General features: G+C 61.8%; 16 protein-coding genes. 8 read left to right on the forward strand and 8 right to left on the reverse strand.

Features of this window, described 5'->3' with window-relative positions:
* Positions 1 to 11: 11 nt before the first annotated feature.
* The 4 genes from IP79_RS07695 to IP79_RS07710 are packed head-to-tail and all read right to left on the reverse strand — an operon-like array spanning position 12 to position 11263.
* Positions 12 to 3536: a tetratricopeptide repeat protein gene (locus IP79_RS07695; RefSeq protein ID WP_054118662.1), complete on the reverse strand. Its 3525-nt coding sequence runs from the start codon at positions 3534 to 3536 to the stop codon at positions 12 to 14.
* A gap of 22 nt (positions 3537 to 3558) precedes the next feature.
* Positions 3559 to 5784 (reverse strand): glycosyltransferase family protein, encoded by a 2226-nt coding sequence (locus tag IP79_RS07700; RefSeq protein WP_054118663.1) that lies wholly within the window; start codon positions 5782 to 5784, stop codon positions 3559 to 3561.
* A gap of 26 nt (positions 5785 to 5810) precedes the next feature.
* Positions 5811 to 7364: a hypothetical protein gene (locus IP79_RS07705; protein ID WP_054118664.1), complete on the reverse strand. Its 1554-nt coding sequence runs from the start codon at positions 7362 to 7364 to the stop codon at positions 5811 to 5813.
* The gene (locus tag IP79_RS07710) at positions 7361 to 11263 is read right to left on the reverse strand and encodes a hypothetical protein (protein WP_156318189.1); all 3903 of its coding nucleotides are present in this window, start codon (positions 11261 to 11263) and stop codon (positions 7361 to 7363) included. The genes IP79_RS07705 and IP79_RS07710 overlap by 4 nt, the downstream gene beginning before the upstream one ends.
* A gap of 140 nt (positions 11264 to 11403) precedes the next feature.
* Between IP79_RS07710 and IP79_RS07715 the strand changes: the two genes are divergently transcribed.
* From IP79_RS07715 to IP79_RS07725, 3 genes are all read left to right on the forward strand, one after another.
* Positions 11404 to 12135, forward strand: a complete 732-nt coding sequence (locus IP79_RS07715; protein WP_054118666.1) for a hypothetical protein — start codon at positions 11404 to 11406, stop codon at positions 12133 to 12135.
* On the forward strand, positions 12128 to 13207 hold the full coding sequence (locus tag IP79_RS07720; protein ID WP_082337093.1) for a GSCFA domain-containing protein: 1080 nt from the start codon (positions 12128 to 12130) through the stop codon (positions 13205 to 13207). The genes IP79_RS07715 and IP79_RS07720 overlap by 8 nt, the downstream gene beginning before the upstream one ends.
* Positions 13208 to 13398: 191 nt before the next feature.
* Positions 13399 to 14442, forward strand: coding sequence for a hypothetical protein (locus IP79_RS07725; protein WP_156318191.1), 1044 nt, complete (start codon positions 13399 to 13401; stop codon positions 14440 to 14442).
* Between the two features lie 309 nt (positions 14443 to 14751).
* On the opposite strand, the gene IP79_RS15450 is transcribed toward IP79_RS07725, so the two are convergent.
* Positions 14752 to 16074 carry a tetratricopeptide repeat protein gene (locus tag IP79_RS15450; protein WP_156318193.1) on the reverse strand — a complete coding sequence of 441 codons (1323 nt, stop codon included), beginning with the start codon at positions 16072 to 16074 and terminating at the stop codon, positions 14752 to 14754.
* Between the two features lie 150 nt (positions 16075 to 16224).
* Positions 16225 to 16464 (reverse strand): hypothetical protein, encoded by a 240-nt coding sequence (locus tag IP79_RS15455; RefSeq protein WP_156318195.1) that lies wholly within the window; start codon positions 16462 to 16464, stop codon positions 16225 to 16227.
* Positions 16465 to 16821: 357 nt separating this feature from the next.
* Here IP79_RS15455 and IP79_RS07735 point away from each other — a divergent pair, with 357 nt between their 5' ends.
* Both IP79_RS07735 and kdsA read left to right on the forward strand, forming a co-directional pair.
* Positions 16822 to 17538, forward strand: a complete 717-nt coding sequence (locus IP79_RS07735; RefSeq protein ID WP_054118669.1) for a hypothetical protein — start codon at positions 16822 to 16824, stop codon at positions 17536 to 17538.
* A gap of 81 nt (positions 17539 to 17619) precedes the next feature.
* A complete protein-coding gene (gene kdsA, locus IP79_RS07740; RefSeq protein ID WP_054118991.1) occupies positions 17620 to 18456 on the forward strand; it encodes a 3-deoxy-8-phosphooctulonate synthase in 837 nt (278 codons plus the stop codon).
* Positions 18457 to 18694: 238 nt separating this feature from the next.
* Here kdsA and IP79_RS07745 read toward each other — a convergent pair whose 3' ends face one another.
* Positions 18695 to 19279 carry a sterol desaturase family protein gene (locus tag IP79_RS07745; RefSeq protein WP_233994123.1) on the reverse strand — a complete coding sequence of 195 codons (585 nt, stop codon included), beginning with the start codon at positions 19277 to 19279 and terminating at the stop codon, positions 18695 to 18697.
* Positions 19280 to 19510: 231 nt separating this feature from the next.
* Here IP79_RS07745 and IP79_RS07750 point away from each other — a divergent pair, with 231 nt between their 5' ends.
* Positions 19511 to 20290, forward strand: coding sequence for an SDR family NAD(P)-dependent oxidoreductase (locus tag IP79_RS07750; RefSeq protein ID WP_054118671.1), 780 nt, complete (start codon positions 19511 to 19513; stop codon positions 20288 to 20290).
* Here the strand turns inward: IP79_RS07750 and IP79_RS07755 are convergent.
* A complete protein-coding gene (locus IP79_RS07755) occupies positions 20270 to 21760 on the reverse strand; it encodes an LTA synthase family protein (RefSeq protein WP_233994124.1) in 1491 nt (496 codons plus the stop codon). The two genes, IP79_RS07750 and IP79_RS07755, sit on opposite strands and share 21 nt — an antisense overlap.
* Positions 21761 to 22025: 265 nt before the next feature.
* On the opposite strand from IP79_RS07755, the gene IP79_RS07760 reads away from it, so the two are divergent.
* Positions 22026 to 23228 (forward strand): capsule biosynthesis protein, encoded by a 1203-nt coding sequence (locus tag IP79_RS07760; RefSeq protein ID WP_233994125.1) that lies wholly within the window; start codon positions 22026 to 22028, stop codon positions 23226 to 23228.
* Positions 23229 to 23252: 24 nt separating this feature from the next.
* Entirely contained in the window at positions 23253 to 23579 is a 327-nt protein-coding gene (locus IP79_RS07765; RefSeq protein WP_082337138.1) for a hypothetical protein, read from the forward strand.
* Positions 23580 to 23591 lie beyond the last annotated feature (12 nt).

The following is a 23591-nucleotide window of genomic DNA, read 5'->3' on the forward strand; positions in this document are numbered from 1 at the left end:
GACCCCTCCCGTCACACCGATGCGAGCTTCGTCTTGGTGAAGGTCTCGAAGTAGCGGTTGTATTCCTGCAGGTAGCGCTCGTTTTTCAGGCGGCGCTTGCCCTTGCCGGTCCAGACTAACGAATCGGCCGCAAAATCCCAGTCGAGCAGGGCCGTCGGCAGTTGCTTGACCTTGAGCTTGAGGCTCGGGTCCGACGGCGCCGCCTTCAACGCGTAACTCAGCGCGATCTGATCAAGAAACCATGCCACATGGCCGGTGTGGATCGCATCGAGGATGTAGCTTGCGGTGCGGTCCATGAAGTCGCGCGCGGATTCGCTGTCAGCCAGCATGATACCGCAGGCCGCCAATGCGAGGTGCGGTTCGATCGAGAAGCGATTGCGGATCAGGACATCGGCCTTCCACATCAGCGACCGGCAGACATTCAGGTCGCCGCGCACGATATTGTCCACGTCCATAACGAAGTATGTTCCGGGTGCAGCCCGCATCATCTCGGCCAGCCGCACGAAGCGGATCGAAGCGAAATAGGTTTTGCGTTGCTCGCTGTCGAACTTGCCGAGGCGAGGCTTCTCGATCCCGTGGCTGACGCGGTCCGGCCCCAGCAGTTTCTCGGCCGCCGCCAGACATTCGAGCGCGGCCTCGGCGGGATCGACGAGATGCACGTGGAGATTCGTATCAGGCGAATTCTTGGCGAGCGAGGCCGCGATGGTTCCCAAGTAAAGCAGGCAATAGCGGGTATCCATGCAGACGAACACAGTGACCCGATCCGCGGCATCCTTCGGCAAGGTGACTTCTGTTGTCTCGAACAGCCAGGGCTTGCGCGGAGCCTTGTCCTTGTCGAACTGGGCGAGCCAGAAGGTCCCGAGGGGATCGGGGCCATACTTGCGCGCCTGATCGATCGCCTTCGCGCCCCATTCGCTGAGGCCCGATCGGCCGATCGCGACACCGAGCGCTGAAATCAGCGCGGGTCTGGCCTCCATTTGAAGAGCCTGGGTCAATACCAGGCGGGCCTTGTCGAATTCGCCCCGCTCGGAATAGGCATTGGCGATTGTGAGCGCGGCATCGTGGTTCGCCGGGTCGCGCTCAAGCAAGGGTTTAAGCCGCTCGATCACCTTCACCATCTTGTCCTGGCAAGTCAGGATCTGCGCTTCCAGAACGACGATGTCGGGCCGGGTTTCGAACAGCGCCGGATCCTTGGCGACCAGTTCGTGCAAAAGCGATTCCGCCTGTTCCAGCTCATAGCATTCCAGCATGACCTGGGCCATGCGGACCGTCAGCTCGACCGGGTCGCCACCCGCCGCAATCGCCGCCCGGTAGGCAGACAGCGCCGGATCGAACCGGCCGCTGCGAAACTGCGAATCCCCGACTACGGTCAGAAGTTCGGCATTGCGCGGATGGCGGGCATGGATTTCGGCGATCAAATCGGTGATTTGACGATAGTCGTAGTCCGCCATCGCCAATTCGAGAGCGTTGCGGAAGAAGTTGACCGAAGGATCGGAGGCTCCCGATTGCTGCGCCTGAACCAGCGGATCTCCAATGGTCTCGGGCAGGGGAATGCCCAGTATCATGCACCCGAGGTACTCGCCGGCGTTCGCCAGGACCCGGCTCCAGTCGCCGCGCTCGCTGGGTGCCTGACGCAGGATCCGGGAATGCGGATACCACACGCAGGTCTCGCCCTCTGCAAGCCAGTGCGCAAAGGGCGAAGAAGGGACAAGGACGAAGTTGGGAATGCCAAGCCCGCCGGCAATGTGGGCAGTGGTGTGGCCGATGCAGACTACGACGTCCATTGCCGCAACGAGATCGCACATGCCCGCAAGATCATCGGTCCGGTCGATGCCCTGTACTTCCAGCACTTGGACCCCTGTGGCGTCGGTGGCCTGCGCAAGAGCCGCGGCGTGATCGCCATATTGCAGGTTGACGAGCGCCACTTCCGGAATGTCGAGGGCATCGAGCAAGGCTGGGAGCGGCACCGACTTCTCGTCGCCCACAAAGGGGTTGCTGGATGTCCAGGAAATCCCGACCAGCAAGCGCTTGCCCCCGCTCGCTTCGTCGAGCTGCGCGCGCAACTTCGCGGAGCGCTCGGCATCGTGGCTCAGAAACGGCTTGGATGAGACATAATCCGTCCGGGTGCGACGGAAGAAACGCACCAGGCTGCCGATCGGCATGTGGCATGCCACCTGCTCCATCCAGTCCCCGCGCTGCGCGTCCGGCGGGACCTGCTCGACCACCTCGATCTGCGGAAAGGCGGCGGCCATGACAGGTACCAGCCGGGCTTCGACCTCGAGCACCACATCGAGGCCGAGCGCCAGGACATCAGGGATGATGGAGGCATGCAACAGGTTCTGGCCGACGCCGAAATTCACCTCCGCCCAGATCAGCAGCTTTCCGCCCGGCTGCAGTTCGCCGCGCCACAGCGGCAGTCCTTCAGGGACGTTGTTGAGCCGTGCGAAAGTGGGTGTGAGCATGCGCCCCTTGTCCTGATCCGCAGCCTCGGCAAATTCGCCCGACAGCATCAGCGCCGTAGCGATCCGCTTGCGCACCAGCGGGGCCTTGGGGTCGCGCTTAAGCGCCTTGCGATAGAGTTCGATAGCCTCCTCGTAGCGCGACAGCCGAACGAGAACATCAGCCTTGATCTGCATCAGCCGGGTGTTGGTCGGTTGCCAGTCAAGCGCAAGGTCCGCCTCCAGCAGCGCCGCCTCGGGCTTCGAGAGGTTGAGGTTGAGCCACGCGATCGTTCCGGACAGGTCGGCGTAGTTCGGACTGCCCTCCTCGAGTACGCGCCGCAGGCGATGGGCCTCAATGAGCGCGCTCTCCCAGTCCTCCTCTCCGATGATCGCCTTGATCCGCCCGTTGCGGGCATCGAAGGCGGCCGGATCGAGCCGGATGGCCTTCTCGAACAGCGCGTCGGCTTCGGCATACCGGGCCAGCTTGAGCAGCACCTTGCCGGCAAGGGATAGCAGGCTATAAGTCTCGGGCATTCCGGACATTGCCTGTTCGGCCATGATCCCGGCCGCCTGCAGATCGTAGTAATCGGCCGCCGTGCGCGCTGCGAGCAGCAACAGGTGGTGATCCGCAAACAGGTCACGGCAATAGGTTTTTTGGAAGACGATATGCGCCACGCCCTGTTTCTGGCGCCGGATCAGAGTGGGCGTCCGGTCTACTTCGGCACGCAGGGTCTCGTTAAGGCAGAGCAGAGTGCCGTCGCCCGCGGCATCGACGTCGAGGATGATTTCACCATCGCCAACGGTCGCACCCTCACCGGTGGACAGGGCGAAGCGGATTTGTCGGCCCCATGCCCGCTTGGGCAGTTCCAGACAGAACGGGTGGCGATCAACGTAGCCGTTGCCTGCCAGCAGAACCTTTCCGGCGTAGTCCACAAAGACCGACGCGGCGCGCTCGCCATCGATCGCCAGGTGCACCAGATCACCCGCGCGGCCATCGGTAGGGACCGGCATCCACCCGCGCACCATCCCGGAGGTTACATAGCGTGACCCCCGCGGATCGATCTTCGCAACAACACCGCCGATGCCGGGCATCATCGTGGGCTACTCCCTGACCGCTTCATGCTGCTACCACACGCTGCGTCCGCACGGCATCGGTTGCTGCCGCTTCGAAAACGTCCAGTACCTGCGCGGTCAGACGCTCGAGGCTGTATCGCTCCCGCAGCTTGTGCTGTGCGGCCGAGACCTGCGCGAAACGCCGATCCGGGTCGCTCGCGAGCAGATTGATGGCGGCCGCCCAGTCGTCCATCGTCTCGACCAGGATGCCGCATCCATCGGCGCAGGCGGAATCATAGGCCGTGCCGCGACTGGCAATCACAGCCGCCCCGATCGAGGTGTAATCCACCCACTTCGTATCGGCCTTCACCAGGTTGAACGGGGTCTTCAACAGAGGGCAGAGGCCGATATCCCACCGCAATTCGCGAAATTTTGCCACAAAGGCATCGTAATCCCCGATCGGCGGCGTGGCCTGCACCCGGTCGCCAAAACCCTCCAGCTCGGGCGGTAACTGCATCGAGCCGAACAGTTCGAACCGCAGACGCGGGTGGCGTTCAAGCGCGGCGGCGATGACGGGGGCGAGCAGTGTCAACTCGGGCGTCTTGTCATTGCCCATAAAGCCGAGAATCCGGGCTTCGCGTTGTTCGGCGGGCGCGATGATCTCGCCCGAGCAGTAGATGTCGCCGGCAAACATATCGCGCGTGATGCCCAGTTCGCCGAACCGTTCGCGCAGCCGCCGGGTCGAACAGTAGACGACGTCGGCTGTGTCGATCAGGTGACGTATCGCCGCAGTGCGCTCTGACCGGTTATGTTCGAGGAACTTCTTCTCGCCGAGTTCGCGCGGGACGTTGAGAAGGTCGTCGTCGATGTGGAATACCACCGGCACGCCGGCCTCCCGCAGCATACCCGCCATGGTCTCCGCTTCCGGACCGCTATAGCGGCAGAAGACGGCAAGGTCGGGGCGCGCCGCCGCGATCCGCTGGCGGACGAAGGCGGACGTGGCATCCGGATCACCCGGCGATACGGAACGCGCCTTCAGGATGTCCTTTTCGGTGATGGTGAACAGGCGGGCCGCACCCGCGCGCTCCAACGCCGCAAGGGGCTTGATGAAACTGATATGCAGCGTGGGTATGATCCCGTTCGCTACCAGCAACACGCGCCGCGTGCCGCCATCGGGCCGCGCAAGCCGCGGCTCGGCAAAGTCATTTGAGCGGGCAAGCATGGCGTCCACCATGCCGAGGAGACGTTTCCTCACGACCTGTGGATCGGCATCGAGGCCGGTGCGGCGCAGAAAGCGCCGCTGCCGTTCGAGGAAAGGTGCGGGGTCGATGCTGGCTGCTTCGGCGAAGGCATCCCACTCCGCCACCGTGCCGACCTGCGCAAGTTCCGCATAGGCGGTGGTATCGAGCACGGCATCCTCATCGCGCCATACCGCCGTGGGGATGCCGGCCAGAACCATGTCGATGAGCACGGACGAAGGGGCGGAAATCCCGAACAGAAAACGCTCCAGATCGGTCTTGAACATCGGCTTGTTTGCCAAAACCACGTTCTGCGGCAACTCGATCTGGTTCTTCACGATGAACTGCCCGCCGGGATGCGGCCGCACCGCAACCTTGCGGCCGCGCCGGGCCTGATCGGCCGCAAAGGTCAGTAGCGTCTCAAGGTATGTTTGCTGGAAATTGCGCGTGGCCCGCATCCGGACGGAGTGCAGATTCTCACACACCAGCCCCGTATCGCGCGGGGTGCCGCCGGGCTGCCGGTCGAACAGACGATTGAGCACCAGCGGTGGACCCAGTTCGAGGTACTTGTCCCTTTCGGACACGCACAGGTGGCGCAGCTGCTCCCGCGCAACCCAGCCGCACAGCACGTCGGCCGCGAACCTTACCGAACTCCCGTGGCTCAAGGTCTGTTCGCGGTTCTGATCGAAGCCGACGCATTCGTAGCCGTGCTGGACGGTGACCCTCACGAAGCTGGCAGGGCTCGAAAGGAAAACATGATGATTGACCGCATGAGCCGCAAGGTTGGACTCGCTGGCCGAGAAGATGATGCCGCGGCGCTCCTGCAGGCGGCGAACCGCACTGAACGGATCTTCGAACCGCGACATGGTCGCCGCTGTCTCCCTGGCAAGTTCGTCCAGCTCTGCACGCCACAGCCATTGCTTGTCGCGCCCTTCGAACTGCCGGGAGACCAGGAACAGCAAATCGGCATCGTCGCGTTCATGCGCGATGGTGCGGATGATCGGGCGCAGGACATTGACGTCCTGGATAAGGTCGAAAAGAAATGCGATCACCGGACGCGAGGCTGCGGAAGAATCCCTCATTGCAACGCCGCCCCGCCACCCTGCGCCGCCCGGCGATCAAGGTGCGTCATTCCCATCAAGGGCGCTTCCAGTTCGGACCGGTAAATCCTCGAATCCCGAAACAGGCGACGCGCAATCCGCTCGATTGAGCCCATCACCCGCGCATAGTGCACCATCTGCCCTGCGCGAGACTTGACCATATCCGGACGCAAGGTGCGCAACGCCTCGCTGTCTGCATCATCCGCAGGCAGAGCGAGAATGAAGGGGTAGGGCCCTTCACTGTTTGCATCTTCCCGGACCAGCGGCTTCATGGAGGGTGCGATCATGTTGGCACCCTGCTTCGACATGCGGAGCTCGATCGGGCCGACACCGTCGCGAAAATCGAAGTGGAGGTTGAACTTGGGTGAAGCGGCGCAGAACGGCGTCCCGATCAGGGCGATACCGCGATCCTGGGCAAAGGCAATCACGGCATAGGGCGTGCGATTACCGTGGATTATGGCAGGGCTCGGACCGGTCGTGCCGTTGCTGCCACGGGAAGGCGAAACCGGAGGAAGTCCTTTCAGAAACTCCAGCAGCCGTCCTGCCTCGTTGGCCGGATCGGCAAGATCGTTCATGCATTCCTTCAGCGCAGGAAGCGTGTCCGGGCGCAGCCGCAGACTTCCTTGATCGAGGTCGACCAGCAGATCATTCGCATCGCGGTACCGGAAAGGCCCGATCGTTTCATAAAGGTCAAAGCCGGCCGAAAGGATCTGGGTCCCGCCAGTAAGAGCGGAAATGCCCCGGTTCAGCGATTTCGCGATGGAGAAATTCTGGTGGTTGACCGGGAGGAACGAAATCAGCGCCTCCTCCATCCCCCGGGCTTCGCCATCCTGGCTCCACTCCTCGACCGCCATGGGCAAGCCGACTGCACGCAGCCTTGCGAGATTCTCGGAATGCAGCGCCGACAGGTTGGTCAGAACCTTCAGCCTGACGTCGTACCCGGCGCGAGCGAACGGTTGCAACGCGCCTGCATAGGCCGCAAGATCGGTCAGGCCGACCGGGAAGACCGGGTTGTTGCCATTGCCGAACCACAGCACATCGATCCGCCTGTCAGCCCGCGCCCTTGCCGCCTTCTCCTCGAGCCGGCTGGCAAGCATCGGCTGGTCCAGCGTGTCGAACGGGTCATTCAAAACGTGGCAGGGCTTATCGGGCGCGAAGTCCGCCGCGACGCCGCGCATCCGCTCGGTCGAGCACAGGAAGAAATCGACCCGCGACGCCATCTCGCGCAGGAATTCGCGATGGCGATGGCAGGGGCTGATACCGGGGCTGAAATAGTCATCGAACATGTCCACCCCGACCATGATTCCGCGTTCGCGCAGGTAATCGGCCGCGTACAAGGCGCGGGCGTCGGTGCATTTGCTGAAGATCACCACATCTTCGTCGATCAGCCAGCGCGCCTCGAGGTTATCGATCTCGTCGACGATGATGCGTGCCCCCTGTCTTTCGAGGTGGGGGGAAATCCGGCGGTAGCGGATGCGGACGCCGGCGCGGTCTAACCACTGGCTCGACTGGACTAGGGCGCGAATCTTCACCGCCGCAGTTCCCTCACCACTGCGACCCGATCGAGCAGGGATTGCCAATCCGCCGGCCGAACCGACCGGTGAGCGAGCGGATCGGGGAAATCGGCGCTCAGGGCCGCCTCATCGACCGCCGCGCGGACGAGCGTCGTGCAGAGATTGGTGTGGCCCGCAGCGAGCGCGCGGAAGCCGAGATCGAGATCGTGCATCGCCATCGGGAAACGCCGCTGATCGAAACCGCCGAGGCTGCGGAACGTCGCCGCGTCGTAAAGGACGCATTTCGCATGGTTGGCGACGACCGGGAATGTCGCAGCGGGCATGATCCGGGCGATGTCGATCTGGTCGAAATCGAACACCGGTTCGCCATGCAGCGAAACCCGCGACGGGAAATAGCCGGCACTGTGCACCTTCGCATCGCCCTCGTCATGCAACTCGGTGACGAGCGCACAGGCAACTGAGGCGGTGGCGGGACGATCGGCCAATCGCGACAGCGCGGCCGCAGTGCGTGGATCGGACAGAAGGACGCCGGGCGCCAGGAACATCAGCCGGTCCGCCCCGGACAATTCGGCTGCGGCATTGAGTCGCCCGGCCAGCGTCAATTCCCGCCCGTCGATCGATCGGACCTGCAGCTCGCAAGGCGGAAGCGGCTGATCATCGGGCCAGCCAGCGAGAATCACGTCGAGGCTTTCGGCTCCGATCTGGTTCTCGAGTGCCGCGAGGCAATTGGCCATACCTTCGGGATTCCGGCCGGAATCGATGACGACGGTGATCGCCTTATCGATGCGGGTGCCCACTTCCACCGGCATCTCGCGATCGGGCGAAACCGGCATCAGCGGATCTGCTTGCCACGCCAGCTTGTTGTAATGGCGCACCGCGAGCGGGAATACCGGACCGCCCCTGCCCGCGTCCCGGTTTTCCGGAGAAAGGACGTGGGGCGCATGGGCAGGCATGTCCGGATGCTGGAACCGCGCAAGGTCTTCATCGAAGGGCAGCGAGACATCGGCGGTGGGGCGAATGGTGGCGGCATCGACGACCACGAAACGCGACAGCGCGGGATCGTGCGGCATCCGCCGGGCCACAAGCGCATAGATCGACGGCACTGCATCGCTGGGCAGCACGAGCACGCCGGTCGCGGTGATCCGCGCTGCGATCGTGCTTGCCTGCCCGGCCGGCTCGAGCATTGCTACCAGCTGATCGCGCTGGGAAGGGTACGAACCTTCGACGGCGCGAACCGGCATCCCGAAATGCCGCGCGATCGAAGACAGCACCGCTGGGCGGAAAATCGGTTCGGTTCCGCTGGCCCCGCGCATGTCGATCTCGATCCGGCCGATCGCATGCCGGTCGGGCCCTTGGTCCCAGCCCAGCCATTCCAGCGCCAGGGTCCGGCTGTATTCGGCGAGGCTCGCCATGCTGCCGGGCGCGGTTTCAAGCACTGCCAGTTCGCCGTAATGGAGACCGCCGCGCAGCAGCGAAGGGAAGGGCACCACCGCGCTGTCAACCAGAACGCCGTCACCCCTGGAGACCAGAACGAGAAGCGGGGCGAGCGGATCGACAGAGCGCACCTCCACATAGTCGGCCTCCCCGCCGCCCGTCACCGCCTCGGCAACACAGTGAAGGTGGCCATCACAATCGGCCTGGAACACGCGCGCTACACTCGACAGCCCGCCCGCCAGCCGCAGGGTCAGGCCGGACCGGCTGTCACACCATCCGTCTGCGAGCAGTTCCAGACCGCACCCGTGATCGGCGAGGATGACGTGCGGTGCCTCAGCCGTCGCCGGCTCGCCCGCCACCGTTACTGCGGCAGCAGCACCCGAACGCATGGCGGCGAACAGGGCGATGCGCGCGAAGGCCGGCCGGGGCGTCTCGCTGGCGAGAACGGCGACGATTTTGTCGCCCACCGCAATGGCACGCGCTTGCGGCTGCTGTCCGAGCCGGTCGAGCGGCATAATCGCAGAAAGCTGGTCCGGGCCGGAAGAGCGCAGGGCTTTCCAGCCGCCGATACGAGGCCGCCATGTTCCTTCCAGCTCGCTGGTCGCCGCCCTGACCTCGGGAGGCGGCGCCGCAACCTGCTCAAGCGCCCGTTGCGATTCCGATGTCGGCGCGGCCGAGGCCTCGGTCCGCGCGCTCGCAATCGTCGTGGAATCTGTCAGCGCGCGGCGACGGCGCCCCTCATCCCGCCCATGTTCAAGATAATGAACCAGCGGATTGAGGCCGCTCTCGCGAATGTCGGGGTATTCGCTCAGATACCATTTGCTGTTGAACGCCGGGCTGGGATGCCGGCCTTCGGCGCCGCCCGAAGAGATGAAGTGATCGAGCAGATCGACACCGGCAACAACCACATCGGGATAACGCGCGGCGTAGAAAGGGGCATCGAACATCCCGCTTTCCAGCACGAGCCGACGCTGCCGTCTGTGCTGCAGCATCTTTTTGCGCGCCTTCGGCTTCACATAGAGAAGCAGCGATTTCACCGATTGGCCGATTGACTTTGATGGGGCAACAATCGCCCGTCCAGAGCCACCCCTCGCCGCGCTTGCCAACTGCGCGTTATGCACACGCTCGATGGCAACTTCGCGCCGGCGCGCTTCGGCGAGCGACTTCTGAACCTCGTCGAATGACTTGCGCAGATCGTCCTGCGATTTACGGAGCGCGGCAACCTCAGAGCGCGCCGCGCCCAGTTCGGCCTTGCCGGCGATCTCCAGCAGACGCAGCCGCTCGACCTCTTTGGCAGCATTAGCGCGGCGCGTCTCGAGCGCTTCAGCCTCGGCCTTGAGCCGCTCGATCGCGGCCTGCAGCACACCATTCTTCTCGGTCAGGACTTCGGCTTCGTGAATCCGCCAACGGAACACCTTTTCCCACCGCGCTTCAGCCGTGCCCGGTTCACCGGCATCTGCGGGAGACGCGGCAGCGGGCCGATCAAGTTTCTCCCCGGGTCGGGCAGGCGGAGCGGACGACCGCATCGCATCAGACTGGCGCTGGAGATCGGCAAGCCGGGCAGAAAGGCCATCAGCCACCTGTTTCTGGAGCCGCAGTTTCTCGCCCATTTCAGCCACGGTCGCGAAAGCGAGGCCGAGCGGTTCGCGCGCCTCATCAAACACGGCGCGAAGTTCGTCCATCTGCGCACGCCCGTGATCGTCTTCGCCATCCTGCGCCCATCGCCACAGGATATCCTGCGCCGCCCGCACCCAGCGGTCGACCTGATCGGCTTGCGGGACCCTGCGAAGCGCCCGGTCATTGGCATCCTGTTCGTCCGGGATCAGTTCGCCTACGATTGCCTTGCGCACCCGCGCGGACCATGCTGGCCAGGTGATCCCGAGCGCCTGCGAAAGCCGCCCCAGCGCGGCTTCCCAGTCATCCAGCAAGGCCTCCCGCGTCAGGTGGGCGCGCACCATGCCGCGACTGGCATGTTCGCACTCAAGCACCCGGGCGAGCCATACCGCGCGGGCGGCACTCCCGCTCACGCCGGATAGCTGCGAAAACCCGCTGGCAAACCGTGCCGGATCGTCATGGTAATCGATGACAACGGCATCGACGCCGCAGGCTTCCAGCACCTTGCGCCAGAACGGTATCAATTGCGCGATTGCATGGTCTTTCAGGACGAACAGCGAAGACGAAGCAAACGCCGCTGATACCAGATCAACCGCACGCTCGTGGAATTCCGCGTGGCGCAGCGATGCATACCAACCGGCATGGAGCGGCTCGATCGAAAATTGGTCGAAACCGGCCGATTCCAGAATCTCGCGGTTGAGAGCCTTCAGCTTGCCGGGAAAATCATCGGGTTCGCCGGCCTGATCCACCCCGAGATGAACGAGGATGCGCGCCAGCCCATCCGCCCCGTCCCCGTGAACACCGGCAAACAGCACACATTGGCGACCGCCGGATGGGGCACCTCCCACTTCAGCCGTAACGGAAACCATATTGCCGCAGAATCCAGTCTATGTGGCTTGAAATATCACGCCAATGCCGCATCGGTGACAGGAGTGTCAATGACTATTGACGCCGCAAGGATGGGCAAGCAATAGCATTCGCCAACTGAAAACGGAGATCATGGAAAATCATGGCGGATCCCCCGCTCAGCGAAGTACCAGTCCTGATACTGGGAGAGAGCCATTCCACCGCAATTTCGCGCGCAATCGATGCAACCCATGATGACTCGTTAGTTAGTATCGATGTCCGGATCGGAAGCGACGCATCGAAGATTAACTTCGATTTATTTAAACTATACAATCCGAATAAGCTCGTTCTTGCATTCGGCGGCACCGAGCACAACATTATCGGCATGATCGAGGGGGAACCGAAGTTCGACTTCTTGTGGCCGCCATTCGAGGATTTCGACACGGAGCGCACCCTCGTTCCAGCCGCCGTGATCGAGGAAGTGCTCCGGTGGCGCATGCAAAGCGGTGTCATCCGCGCCTTGCGGGTCAGGGAGCATTTTGATTGCCCGGCTTATGTCCTCGCGCCTCCTCCGCCGTTTCTCGAGATCGACGGGAAAACCATTCTTCCTAAGGCCTTCTCCGAGCTTTTCGAGGCAGGGATCGCTCCTGCACCGATCCGCCGTAAGCTCTATGCGATGCAATGCACGCTGATGAAGTCGATCTATAAAGAACACGGTATCGCATTCATCACTGCGCCGCCCAAGACCCGCGACAAGGACGGGTTTCTCCATCGCAAGTTCTGGGGCCGCGACCCCACGCACGGCAACCAGCACTATGGCCGGATCCTCATCCAGCACCTGAACGATGCGCTTGAGCTGGATGCAAAATCTCCCGGAAAGAAAGCGAATGTCTAAGCGTCACCCCTATGTCGGCCAGCCCGATTACCAGTTCTGGCGCAAGGACCCTGGCCTGAAGGAGCCATCGCTGTTCGATCCGGTCGGCAAGCCGGCATTCAGTATAGACCCGCAGGACAAAGTGGTGACGGCAGGAAGCTGCTTCGCGCAACATGTCGCGCGCTACCTCGCGCAGTCCGGTTTCAATTTCCTCGTGACCGAACAGCCGCATCCACTGCTTCACGGGCAGGTGGCCCAGAAGTTGAATTACGGCCTTTTTTCTGCACGTTACGGCAATGTCTACACCACGCGCATGCTGCGCCAGTTGCTCGAACGTGCGTTTGGCGATTTCAAGCCAATCGACAGCGCCTGGCGGCGCGAGGACGGTCGCTGGGTGGATCCCTTCCGTCCGCAGATCCTGCCGGGCGGCTACGTCAGTTCGCGCGAGGTCAAGCTTGATCGCAGGACGCACTTCTCGGCTGTGCGCCGCGCAGTCAAGGAGATGAACGTCTTCGTCTTCACCCTCGGCCTTACTGAGACCTGGATGGACCGCAGGGACGGTGCGGTATACCCGCTCGCGCCCGGGGTGGCCGGCGGGGTCTATGACGAGGACATCCACACCTTTTGCAATTTCGACGTCGAAGAAGTGGCTGCCGACCTCCAGTGGAGCCTCGACTTCATCCGTTCGCTCAACCCTTCGGTGAAATTCATCATCACCGTATCGCCCGTTCCACTGAACGCGACCGCGCTGGATCGCCACGTGGCGGTATCGACGGCCTATTCCAAGGCGGTTCTGCGGATAGCGGCGGAAAAAATCTGCAACGCCAACGACATGTGCGACTATTTCCCGTCGTACGAAATCATCACCAGCCCGATAACCCGCGGCGCCTATTTCGAAGAGGATGCCCGCGAAGTGCGCGCCGAGGGCGTGCACCACGTCATGTCGCTATTCCTCAAACACTACGCAGGGATGCAGACCGGCGCGGGCAAGCCTGCGTCCCGGAAAAAGGCGAACAAATTGCCGGACCGGATGGAGCAGGCCGAAGCGTTGATGCAGGCGCTGTGCGACGAAGAAGCGATCGACAACACCTGAGTCAATGGCACCTTTCCGGTCCCGGCCACAGGAAAGATAGCTGACGCCGCCAATTCTCTCTTACCGATTGGCCGGTTTCCGGATCGAATTATCAGGCAGTGGATAAAGTGGCAAAGTTCATACTTCACATCGGTGATGCAAAGTGCGGCAGCACTGCCATACAAAACGCGCTATACCTGTCGCGCGAGCACTTGGCAGATAATCGCGTCTATTATGATACGCATTTCCCCAATTCGGGCCATACGGCGCTTACGCTTCTGTCAGGCCAGCGCAGCAGGGGGGGCAGCGAAGCGCGCGAGGCACGGGCTGCCAAAACGCTGAGGATGCTCCAGCTTGAAGCGCGAAACTTCGATTGGGTGATCCTGTCGGCAGAGAATTTCATCAATCTTTCGCCCGAGATCGTAGCCCGGCTTGCGGAAACCATTACAGCGCCGGTCGAAGCTTTCGAAGCGATTGCCTATGTCCGCAGCCCGGTCGCAATGTATGCGTCCAGCATCCAGCAGATCATCAAGGGCAGCCACCTTTTCCCGGCTCCCGATACCTACCATCGCCGCATCGATCGGAAGCTGGGGGATTGGCAGGAATTCATCGGGCAGGATCGGTTCCAGGTGCGGTTGTTCGAGCGGCAATCCCTGGGCGGCGGGGATGTGGTTACAGACTTCGCGAACTATCTATCCCACGTCACCAGCACCCCGATCAGCTTGCCTCCCGGTTCGTACAACACATCGCTCACTGCCGAACAGGCGCGGGTCATGCAGCAGTTCCGACTGGCCGTGTATCCAGACCAGCCCGGAGCGCTCCTGCCACGCAGCACGGCGCTGGCGAAGTTTTTTGAATCGCTCAACGCAATCAGACCAGTGGGCAGCCCGGTCGTGATTTCGGACCTTGCCCGCGATGTCATCCGTGCCCGCAACGCCGATGTCGTGCGTGCGCTCATGGAGACTTTCCCGAACCTGGCATTTCCCGACTTTACAGATACGGACACGCCCCTGCCTGAGGGGCCGTTCCCATGGACCGGCGATGACAGCATCGAAGCGGTGCTTTCCCGCATTGATGGAGGCGTTGTCGTGCAGCTCGCCAACCTTCTTCCGGAATTGAACGGCGGGCGCGACTTGGACGAACAGACCATGGCTGCCGCCATGTCCGGACTGGGTTTTCACGATCCGGCCGAGCGGCAGGCGGTCCGCGCAGCGGTTGAGGACTATGCGAAGGCGCGGTCGCTATGTCCCCGTTAAGGCTGTTCTCCGATCATGCCAGTTCATGGCGGAGTTATCCGGACAGCAGGACATCCGCAAAAGCCTTTCCCATTTGAGGCCGCGATCCGATTTGCTTGCTGCATCGGACGGAGAAAATTGTGGAACATGCCATTGAGAAAGCGACAATTATCGTCCGCAGGCCGCGCCCAGCGATCCCGCCCATGCGGCAGCAGCGGTCCGACAATTTCCACTCCGCAGCCGACAAGTCGTCGTAAGCGATGATTACTCCTCAAAAACAGTCTTGGATCAGAACATGGGCCGTTTGGGAATTCCTGTCGTCAACACGAACTAGTCACGCCCCCCAAGTGTCTTCCAATTTGCCTCTGTCGTTTTGTAGGCTAGCGAAAAGAGAGGTCTGACGCTTGCTACGGCAGCTTCGTGAGTGAAACAAACATCTGACTTATCAAGACGCAGAATTGATAACCCGGCGACACCTTCGGGCTGCAATATGGACGTATTGCTCGAGCTTTTTATCAACATTTTCAAAACGTCATTGAAACGTGAAGGTCCGAACATTGCGTCAATCGTGGTGTGGTTCTGAGGCAGTCCGTCAAATCTGAGGTTGCGGGTTTGTTTAACTAGCAACTTTATGAAATTGCATGTTGGGTAAGAGAGGAACAACCCATTTAATATCCAGGGTCTATACGCCCGAAAATAGAGCATGGTGTTGCCATGACGCATTGCAGTTCGAAGAATTTCAGCCGCTTCAGGTAGCGGCCACGCGTCGCTGTCAACATAGAGACACGGCTTTCTCGACGCATAAGCAATCCGAAAAATATCCGATTCCATCGCATAGTGGAAAGCTGACGCAAAGGCTTGGGAAAACTCGGGCGCGTGTTCAGCTATCCATGCAGAAGCACTGTCTTTGTTAAAAAGATTTACTTCGCCTAATCCTAGTTCCTTTGCTAATTTTTGCCATTGATTAAAAATGATTGACAAATCTTCAGGCAGCTCCCCCTGACTCCAATACTGGATAAATGTGACAGGAGAGAAATCTTGCTCTGATATCTTTGTGGTCGGCGCACTTCTCATTCCAAGGGCTGCCTCCCAAGACTGGACAAAAGGCGCTGCACGCTCTCGTAGCTCGCCCGTCCAGGCTTCAAAATTAACAGCTTTTTGCAACCCGGGATGAACGGGTTCATTTGTCAACGCATAGGTTCGTACGTCATCATCACGCCCCATGGCCAAATAAGTATGCAACTTAAAGTTGACCATTTTTATATCATCGGGCGATGATGACAAAATTTGTTCAGTAAAGGCTAGCGCTTGCGCCCAGCACCCATGCTGGAACGCGATCGCCCTTGCTGTCCGAAGCAAGCGAGCATCGTCCTGGTGGCGCTCAAGTGCGTCTCGCAAAATATCCAGCGCTTCCAGGGGCCGCCCCAGCCCTGTCATCGCTTCGGCTGCGAGCCTATACCAAAGGACATGAACTGTTTTTTGTTCAACAAATTTGATCGCTATGGAAAGTGCTTGATCAAATTCTCCCGCCGCCAGAAGTTTGCGAACCTCGAAAATTTGCAAATCTCTAGCCCTAGGGGTTTTTATTTCCATGTTGAATTTAAACCTTCGATTAGTCATATGGACTTTGATAAAATCGGCGACATTGTTCAATATATGGCATAACTTTTATTCATTCTCATTGAATTTCGTTGGATTATAATCGTCGTTATACCGAGAAATTCAAACGGGCTCGCGTGCGGGGGCCTGATACGAAAAAAGATTGAGGGTTGTCCGGCGACGCGCGTCAAGCGGTGATACTACTCAGATGTATGGCTTTTTTGCAATAAGCTCTAAATCGGCTGGCGGCCTGAACGAAGAAAATCGTTCATCAACAAGTGCACGAAGCTGATCGACGAGCTTAATGCCGACCACACCAAGGGCGAACTGGAGCCTACCGAGCTCACCCGGACGACCGAAAGCATTGCCTTTTACGACAGCATGGTCGTGTTCGAGAAAGGCAATGTCTGGTGGAAGAAGGGCTTCCGCACCGGGGAAGGCCACGCTCTTCGATGATCGGCTCCTGGATCGCCACGCGCCTGCGGTGCTCTTTGCGGTGGCAACAACAGCACCGCCCCGGTCCGGCTTGACGATGAAAGAAGGGACTTACCGGCTGGTGACGGCAGGATCATATCGGCGGCCCGACCCCGGCAATCTGCGTAGGTTGGTCGAGGTCGTGCATGATGATATCCTTGGCAAAATAGCCGGATATGCTTGACATCTTTACGCCTTGCCAGAGCCGGTGGCGCTTGCGGATGGGTCCGGAAGCCTGCTAGGCTCCCAAGTGGTGGGGCGTGTTGGCCCGGTGCACGAGAGCAACGGGCAGGCAATGGATTTCACCGGCGTTTCAAAAGGTTGAGCATGAGCGAGAATTCTCCCTTCAAGGTCTTTATCGGTTACGATTCACGCGAGGATATCGCCTATCAGGTTGCACGCCATTCGCTGCTGCGTCACAGCAGAGGTGACGTGACGGTTCATCCGATCCGCCAGCCTGCCCTGCGCGAACTGGGGCTCTACACCCGCCCGGTTGACGTGACCGCGACCACCGAGTTCTCGCTCACCCGTTTTCTAACGCCGTATCTGGCTGCGCAGCAAAGCGGCTGGACCTTGTTTACCGACTGCGATTTCCTGTTCACCACCGATATTCGCGGCGTGCTCGCCGGCCTGGACCCTGCCAAGGCCGTCTATGTCGTCCAGCACGAATATGATCCCAGTCATGACATCAAGATGGATGGCAAGAAGCAGACACGCTATCCGCGCAAGAACTGGTCATCGTTCATGCTGTTCAACAATGCCCACCCCGATGTAAAGGCGCTAACGCCGGATCTGGTCAATTCAGCCACGCCGGCGTTTCTGCACCGTTTCGAATGGGTGGCCGACCAATCGCAGATCGGCGCACTCGATCTCGACTGGAATTTTCTCGAAGGCGAATATCCCAAGCCCGCCAAGACGCCGCGCGTGATCCACTTCACCAATGGCGGGCCATGGTTTGCCGAGTGGGTGAATTGCGATTACGCCGATCTGTGGCTGGCAGAAGAAGCCGCCTATCGCGCCACGCCTGAGGCGCAGGCGGCCTGATCACCGCTTCACGGCATGCCACTGATGCTGCGCCCTGCCGGGTGCGGCCGTTTCCCGTTAAAAAACAAGCAAGGTTTCACCATGGACGTTACCCTTGATGGCAACATCGTCTTTTCCAACGAGCGCCCCTTCGTCCTGATCGGCGGGATGAACGTGATCGAGGACGAAGAGATCGTTTTCGAGGTGGCGCAGGCCTATGTCGATGTCACGGCGAAGCTGGGCATCCCCTATGTCTTCAAGGCTTCGTTCGACAAAGCCAACCGTTCATCCATCACCTCGTTCCGCGGCCCCGGTATGGAAAAGGGATTGCAGACGCTTGCCGCTGTCAAGGAACGGTTCGGCGTCCCCGTGCTGACCGACGTGCACGAGCCGTTTCAGGCAGGCCCCGTGGCCGAAGTGGCCGACATCATCCAGCTGCCGGCCTTTCTGGCGCGGCAGACCGACCTCGTGGTGGCCATGGCCCGCACCGGCGCAGTCATCAACATCAAGAAACCGCAGTTCCTCGCGCCGCACGAAATGACGCATATTATGCGCAAATTTGCAGAGGCGGGTAACGAACAGATCATCCTGTGCGAGCGCGGCAGCTCGTTCGGCTACAATAATCTTGTGGTTGATATGCTCGGCATGGACATCATGAAGCCGATGGCGCCGGTGGTGTTCGATGTGACCCACGCCTTGCAGAAACCCGGCGGTCGCATTGACAGCGCCGATGGCCGCCGCGCGCAGGTCGCCGCTTTGGCCCGTTCGGGCATGGCGCTTGGCATCGCAGGCCTGTTTCTTGAAGCGCATCCCGATCCGGACAATGCCAAATGCGATGGCCCTTGCGCCCTGCCGCTGGACGCGCTGGAACCGTTCCTTGCGCAGGTAAAGGCAATCGACGACGTGGCCAAGGCGCTGCCACCACTGGTCACAGGCTGACCATTCTCGCCGGGGCTGGGGAGCGGACAAGGCTCTCCGGCAGTGCTGATCATGTCCTGATGCGGGCCATAGCGGGCCGGGTTGGCGCTGGCGTGACGCCGGTCAGAGGCCGGTGGTCGCGCTTTCCAGCCTCCTGTGCCGGGCTAAACATGCATCGGATCTGAAACTGTCTTTACGGATCGCGACTGTGTGGCGGCGGATGCCCGCCTTGGCCGGCGGCAGCTTTGGCCGCGGCGCCTCAGACCTTGCTGTTCGAGGAGAGATAGGTCGAAAAGACCCGATCCCACAGCATGCCGGTGATCGCGTAATTGCCCTTCGCACGCAGATGGTGGTGGCGCATGTGGTGGGTCTTGAGCCGCCGGCCCAACCCCCCTTTCATCGGGAACTGGTGGCAAGCGTAGTGGACGAGATCATACAGCACATAGCCGGACATGAAGCCGAGCAAAATCCAGCTGCCCGCAGGCCCAGCTATGGCAATCGCAGCGGCCCAGATCAGCAGCCCCACCGGAATACTGACGATCGGGGGCATAAGATTGCGCAACGGATCATTCGAATCGGAATGGTGGTTACCATGAATGATGAAAACGGCACGCTGCAACAGCCGCGAGCGCGGTTCGAAATGGAAAACATGGCGGTGCAGCAGATATTCCGTCAGCGACCATACCAGCCAGCCAAGGCCGATCAGCGCCGGAGCCCACATGGTCGGCGCATAGCTTATCGCAACAAACGTAATCGCGGGCAACAGGATCGCCCACAGCACGACAAAACCCCGCAGCGAGACGACGGTCAGCCGCTCGAGTCGGTTACTTCGAAACAAGGTCACGCGTGGGCGAGAGGATAGAGACCCATCAGACATTTCGACGCTCTTCTTTGCTCCTTCGAAATTGTCAACGGCGTTACGATGTACGACACTGAAATTACGACGATTGGATGGAAAAAATACCCTGCCTGGTTATGAGCGGAGCACGTAGGCCAGCTTAGCTGAGGCGCAGGGCAACTTTTCACACGAAGGTCAATCCTTGACCGCGAGCGATGTTCCCGCCGTATAGCGGACATGACTGTAAAACCACCCTCAGGGCAGATACGTATCTTCATCACGGGCGCCTCAGGGGCCCTCGGGAGCGCGCTCGCGCTCAGGCTGGCCCAGCCGGGGGTGAGCCTGTCAATGTGGGGCCGGGACCGCACACGACTGGACGAGGTTGCAGCCTTGTGCCGCGAGCGCGGCGCGCAAGCCGAGATCCGCTCGCTCGATCTCTCCGATTGCGCAGCGGCGCTGGCTGCGTTGCAGGACGAGGATGATGCAGAGCCCCTCGATCTGGCGTTTCTTGTCGCGGGACAAGGCGATACGCTGCCGGCCGGTAGCATCGTCGAAGACCCGGCCCAGGTCGCTCGCCTGGCTCAGACCAATTTCGCGGCGCCGGCCGCGATGGCCGCAGCACTGGCCGCCCGCATGGCGGGGCGGGGTGAAGGGCGCATCGGCGTGGTGGGAACCGCCGCAGCATCGCATTCGCTTCCGTTCGCCGCTGCCTATTCGGGAAGCAAGGCCGGGCTCTCGCGCTATGTCGACGCGCTGCGGCTTGCGGTGAGGGGCCACGGGGTCACCGTCACCCTGGTATCGCCCGGCTTCTTCGCGGGGGCGGTGCAGCCCGGCGCGGTGCCATCGCGGCCCGGCGAGATATCTGCCGACGAGGTTGCCGAAAAGATGATCGCGGCGGTCAGGGCGGGCCGGGCCGAGCTGGTCGTACCCCGGCGGTTCCTGCTGCTGCGCTGGTTCGACCGGTTGCTGCCCCGCCCCTTGCGGGATCGGTTGCTGCTATCGCTCAAGGCCCCCTAGACGAATGGCATCCAGAATGGCGTGGTGGAGTTCGGCGGGGGTAAGGTCGCATTCCGCTCCGCTGCCGGGCACCGGCGTGCCATCGGCGGCAAAGCGGACCAGCACATAGGGCGTATGCCGCTCCGCACCCGGCTCGCTGGCCCCGGGGATGCTCGGCCGGTGATCGCCGAAAAAGCACAGGATGGTCGGCCGGCCGATGCGAGGCAGGGCGTCCATCAGGCGTTCGAGCATGGCATCGCTATGGCCAAGCAGCCTCAGGTAAGGGGCAGCATTGCGCGCCGCGTCAGCTTCATCCGGTGCCCAGGGGCCATGATTCTCGATCGTTACGGCATAGATCAGGCTCGCGCCCGCGCTGGACTGCTGCGCAAGCGCGATGATCCGGTCGGCAACTGCTGCGTCGGTGACATAGCGCCCCTCTTCCGGTGCCGGGGGAGCGAAAGCCTCGTCGCCGACAAGCTGATCGAACCCGGCTTCGGGCATGAGCCGGTCGCGTCCGTAGAAGCGCATGTCGTGAGGATGCACGAACCAGCTGGTCCAGCCGGACCGGTCAAGCCGCTTGGGAAGGGCATAGCTGGTCTCGCCGCGCGCAGTCAGGAAAGGGTCGAACCGGCGCGTGCCAAGCACCTCTTCACCGCGTCCGAACAGCACGCCGAATTCGGTCCGCATGGTGTAGGCCCCGAAGCCGGAAACCAGCAGCCGGCCGTGTTGCAAGGCACAGCTACGCGCCGCCTCCAGCCCGGGAAGCGATAGCGCGGGATCGCCGAAAACTGCGACCGGATCAGTGAAAGATTCGCATTGGACGATGACGACCAACTGGTCCGGCGCACCGGCAATCAGCGGCACGCGGCAGGGTTCGGGATCGGCGGTGCCGCGCCATGCGTACCAATGTGCAAGCAGGCTTGCCACCAGCCCGTGGCGCATCACGTCACTATCCGGATCCGGCACTTGGCCGGTACCGGGAAAACCGATGCGGCGCAGCGCGGCAGGCAGCCCCGCCCCCGCGCCAAGCCCCAGCCCGAGACCCGCCAGCCGCGGCGCCAGATCCAGGCTCGACAGCGAAGCCAGCACCACGACGAGGGCGGCAACGCCTCCCCCCAAAACCGCAACCTGCGCCGGACGCAATGCGGTGAGGTAGAATTGCGGGTGCTGGAAAACCGCCCCGATCAATGCGAAGTCACTGAAGACCAGCGGTTCTCCCAAGACCCTTCGCTTGATGTTCGAGATCAGCGCAAGCGCCCCGAAGAGCGCCACCACCACCACGCCCGACACCACAGGCGCGCCGGTCAGCACGAGCGCGAGCGCGAAAACCAGCATCGCAGCGAGCACCAGCACTGCCGTGCCGCCAAGGCTTCGCGGTAGTAAGGAAGTCCGCCCGCGAGGAAGCGCGAAGGCATCGGCAAGGATCGCGAACAGACCTGCCAATGGCGCCGCAAGGGCAAGTTCGCGCCATGCCTCGATCACGCGCGCCACACACAGGACGACGCGGGGCGTACCCCCCGGTGCGGAGCATCGCTCCCATGATGCGCAACCGTAATCATGACCGCTCGGCTAGCTGCGAACCACCATGGAAAGCAAAAACAAAATGCTGTTCCAGCATCGACAAACCAGTATCGGGAGGCCTACGGAGGATGCACGCAAACCCTGCACCTATCGAATGATCCTGCGATTTCCCGTGACCGCTCAACCGATCTTGCCGCCGACACATCCGCTTCTGCAATCGGGGAATCCGCGCCGCGTGCTGCTGCTGCAGGGTCTGATGGGACCGTTTTTCCGGAAGCTCGGGGAAGGTCTGCGCAAGTCCGGGCATGAGGTGTTCAAGGTCAACTTCAACGGCGGCGACCGTGCATTCTGGCGGCTGCCCAACGGGATCGACTTTCGCGGGACTCTGGACGAATGGCCCGCTGCCTTCACCCGGCTGGTTGACGACCACAATATCACCGACGTCATGCTGTTCGGCGATTGCCGCGATCATCACACGGCAGCGCTGGCGGTGTGCCGGGAACGCGATCTGACCGTGTGGGTGTTCGAGGAAGGCTATGTGCGCCCCGACTGGGTGACGATGGAGATCGGCGGCGTGAACGGCCACAGCCTGTTGCCACGCGACCCGCAATGGTACCGCACGGTCGCCGCCGAACTGCCGCCAGTGCCCGAACACCGCAAGGTGCCATCATCGTTCCGTCGCCGCGCGACCGAAGGGCTGTGGTACAATGTCGCCGATGTTCTGACGCGCTGGCGCTACCCGGGCTGGCGCACCCACAGGCCGTGGCATCCGCTGGTCGAAGGCATCGGCTGGGCGCGCAAGCTCAGCCGCCGCGAGGAACGGCGCGAACAGGGGGCAAGTCTGATCGCGCGGCTGGCGGAACAGGATGCGCCCTATTTCCTGTTCCCGCTGCAGCTCGATTCCGATGCGCAGATCCGGCTGCATTCGCCCTTCGCCGGTATTGTCGAGGCGCTGAAGGTGGTGCTGCAATCCTTCGCCGAACATGCACCGGCAGGCACGCGCCTAGTGGTAAAGGAACACCCGCTCGATAACGGGGTGCGCGACTGGCAACTTGAAACCGCCGATCTCGCAAAGCGGTTCGGGATCGAGGATCGGGTCGATTATCTGGCATGGGGCGACATCGAGGCGATTGCCGAGCGCGCGTGCGGGATGGTGACGATCAACAGCACCAGCGGGACGCTGGGGCTTGCGCGAGGCATTCCGCTGGTGGTGCTGGGCAAGGCGATTTACGACCTGCCCGATCTCACATTCCAGAACGGGCTCGATCGCTTCTGGACCGAGGCAACTCCCCCCGATGCGGAAACTTTTGCTGCCTTTCGCCGCGTCCTGATCGACCATTGTCTGATCCCCGGCGGGTTCTTCTCCGACGAGGCACTCGATAAGGTGGTCACCCATGCCATCGCCCGCTTCGAAGGGCGCAGGCTGTTGCCCGACTAAGCCGGGCGCAGGCACATGATCGACATGAGCCTTTTCGAACACGCAATTTTCGCGGTCGTGATCCAGATCATCATCCGTCTGCTCACCGGCAACTGGTGGGCGGGCGCGGCGCTCGCATCGGCCTATTTCATCGGGCGCGAGGTGGCGCAGGCAGAGTATCGCTGGATCGAACAGTTCGGCGAGGGCCTTCGCGCCAATATGCCATGGCACGCGGTGTTTGACCGGCGGGTCTGGCAGAATAGCGACCAGTTGGCAGACTGGCTGGGGCCGGTGATTGCCACCACCGGAATCGCTCTGGCAGCAAGCCACCGCAAACGACCCCAAAGCCCTGCAACGCCGCCGCGTCCTTGACCACGTGACGGT

The sequence above is a fragment of the Porphyrobacter sp. AAP60 genome (genome assembly GCF_001296025.1).
Classification (GTDB): Bacteria; Pseudomonadota; Alphaproteobacteria; order Sphingomonadales; family Sphingomonadaceae; genus Erythrobacter.

Coding starts and splice junctions, on each gene's coding strand:
- IP79_RS07710 (WP_156318189.1), bottom strand. CDS start 11,263: ATGGTTTCCGTTACGGCTGAAGTGGGAGGTGCCCCATCCGGCGGTCGC.
- IP79_RS07750 (WP_054118671.1), top strand. CDS start 19,511: ATGACTGTAAAACCACCCTCAGGGCAGATACGTATCTTCATCACGGGC.
- kdsA (WP_054118991.1), top strand. CDS start 17,620: ATGGACGTTACCCTTGATGGCAACATCGTCTTTTCCAACGAGCGCCCC.
- IP79_RS07695 (WP_054118662.1), bottom strand. CDS start 3,536: ATGATGCCCGGCATCGGCGGTGTTGTTGCGAAGATCGATCCGCGGGGG.
- IP79_RS07720 (WP_082337093.1), top strand. CDS start 12,128: ATGTCTAAGCGTCACCCCTATGTCGGCCAGCCCGATTACCAGTTCTGG.
- IP79_RS07765 (WP_082337138.1), top strand. CDS start 23,253: ATGAGCCTTTTCGAACACGCAATTTTCGCGGTCGTGATCCAGATCATC.
- IP79_RS07735 (WP_054118669.1), top strand. CDS start 16,822: ATGAGCGAGAATTCTCCCTTCAAGGTCTTTATCGGTTACGATTCACGC.
- IP79_RS07715 (WP_054118666.1), top strand. CDS start 11,404: ATGGCGGATCCCCCGCTCAGCGAAGTACCAGTCCTGATACTGGGAGAG.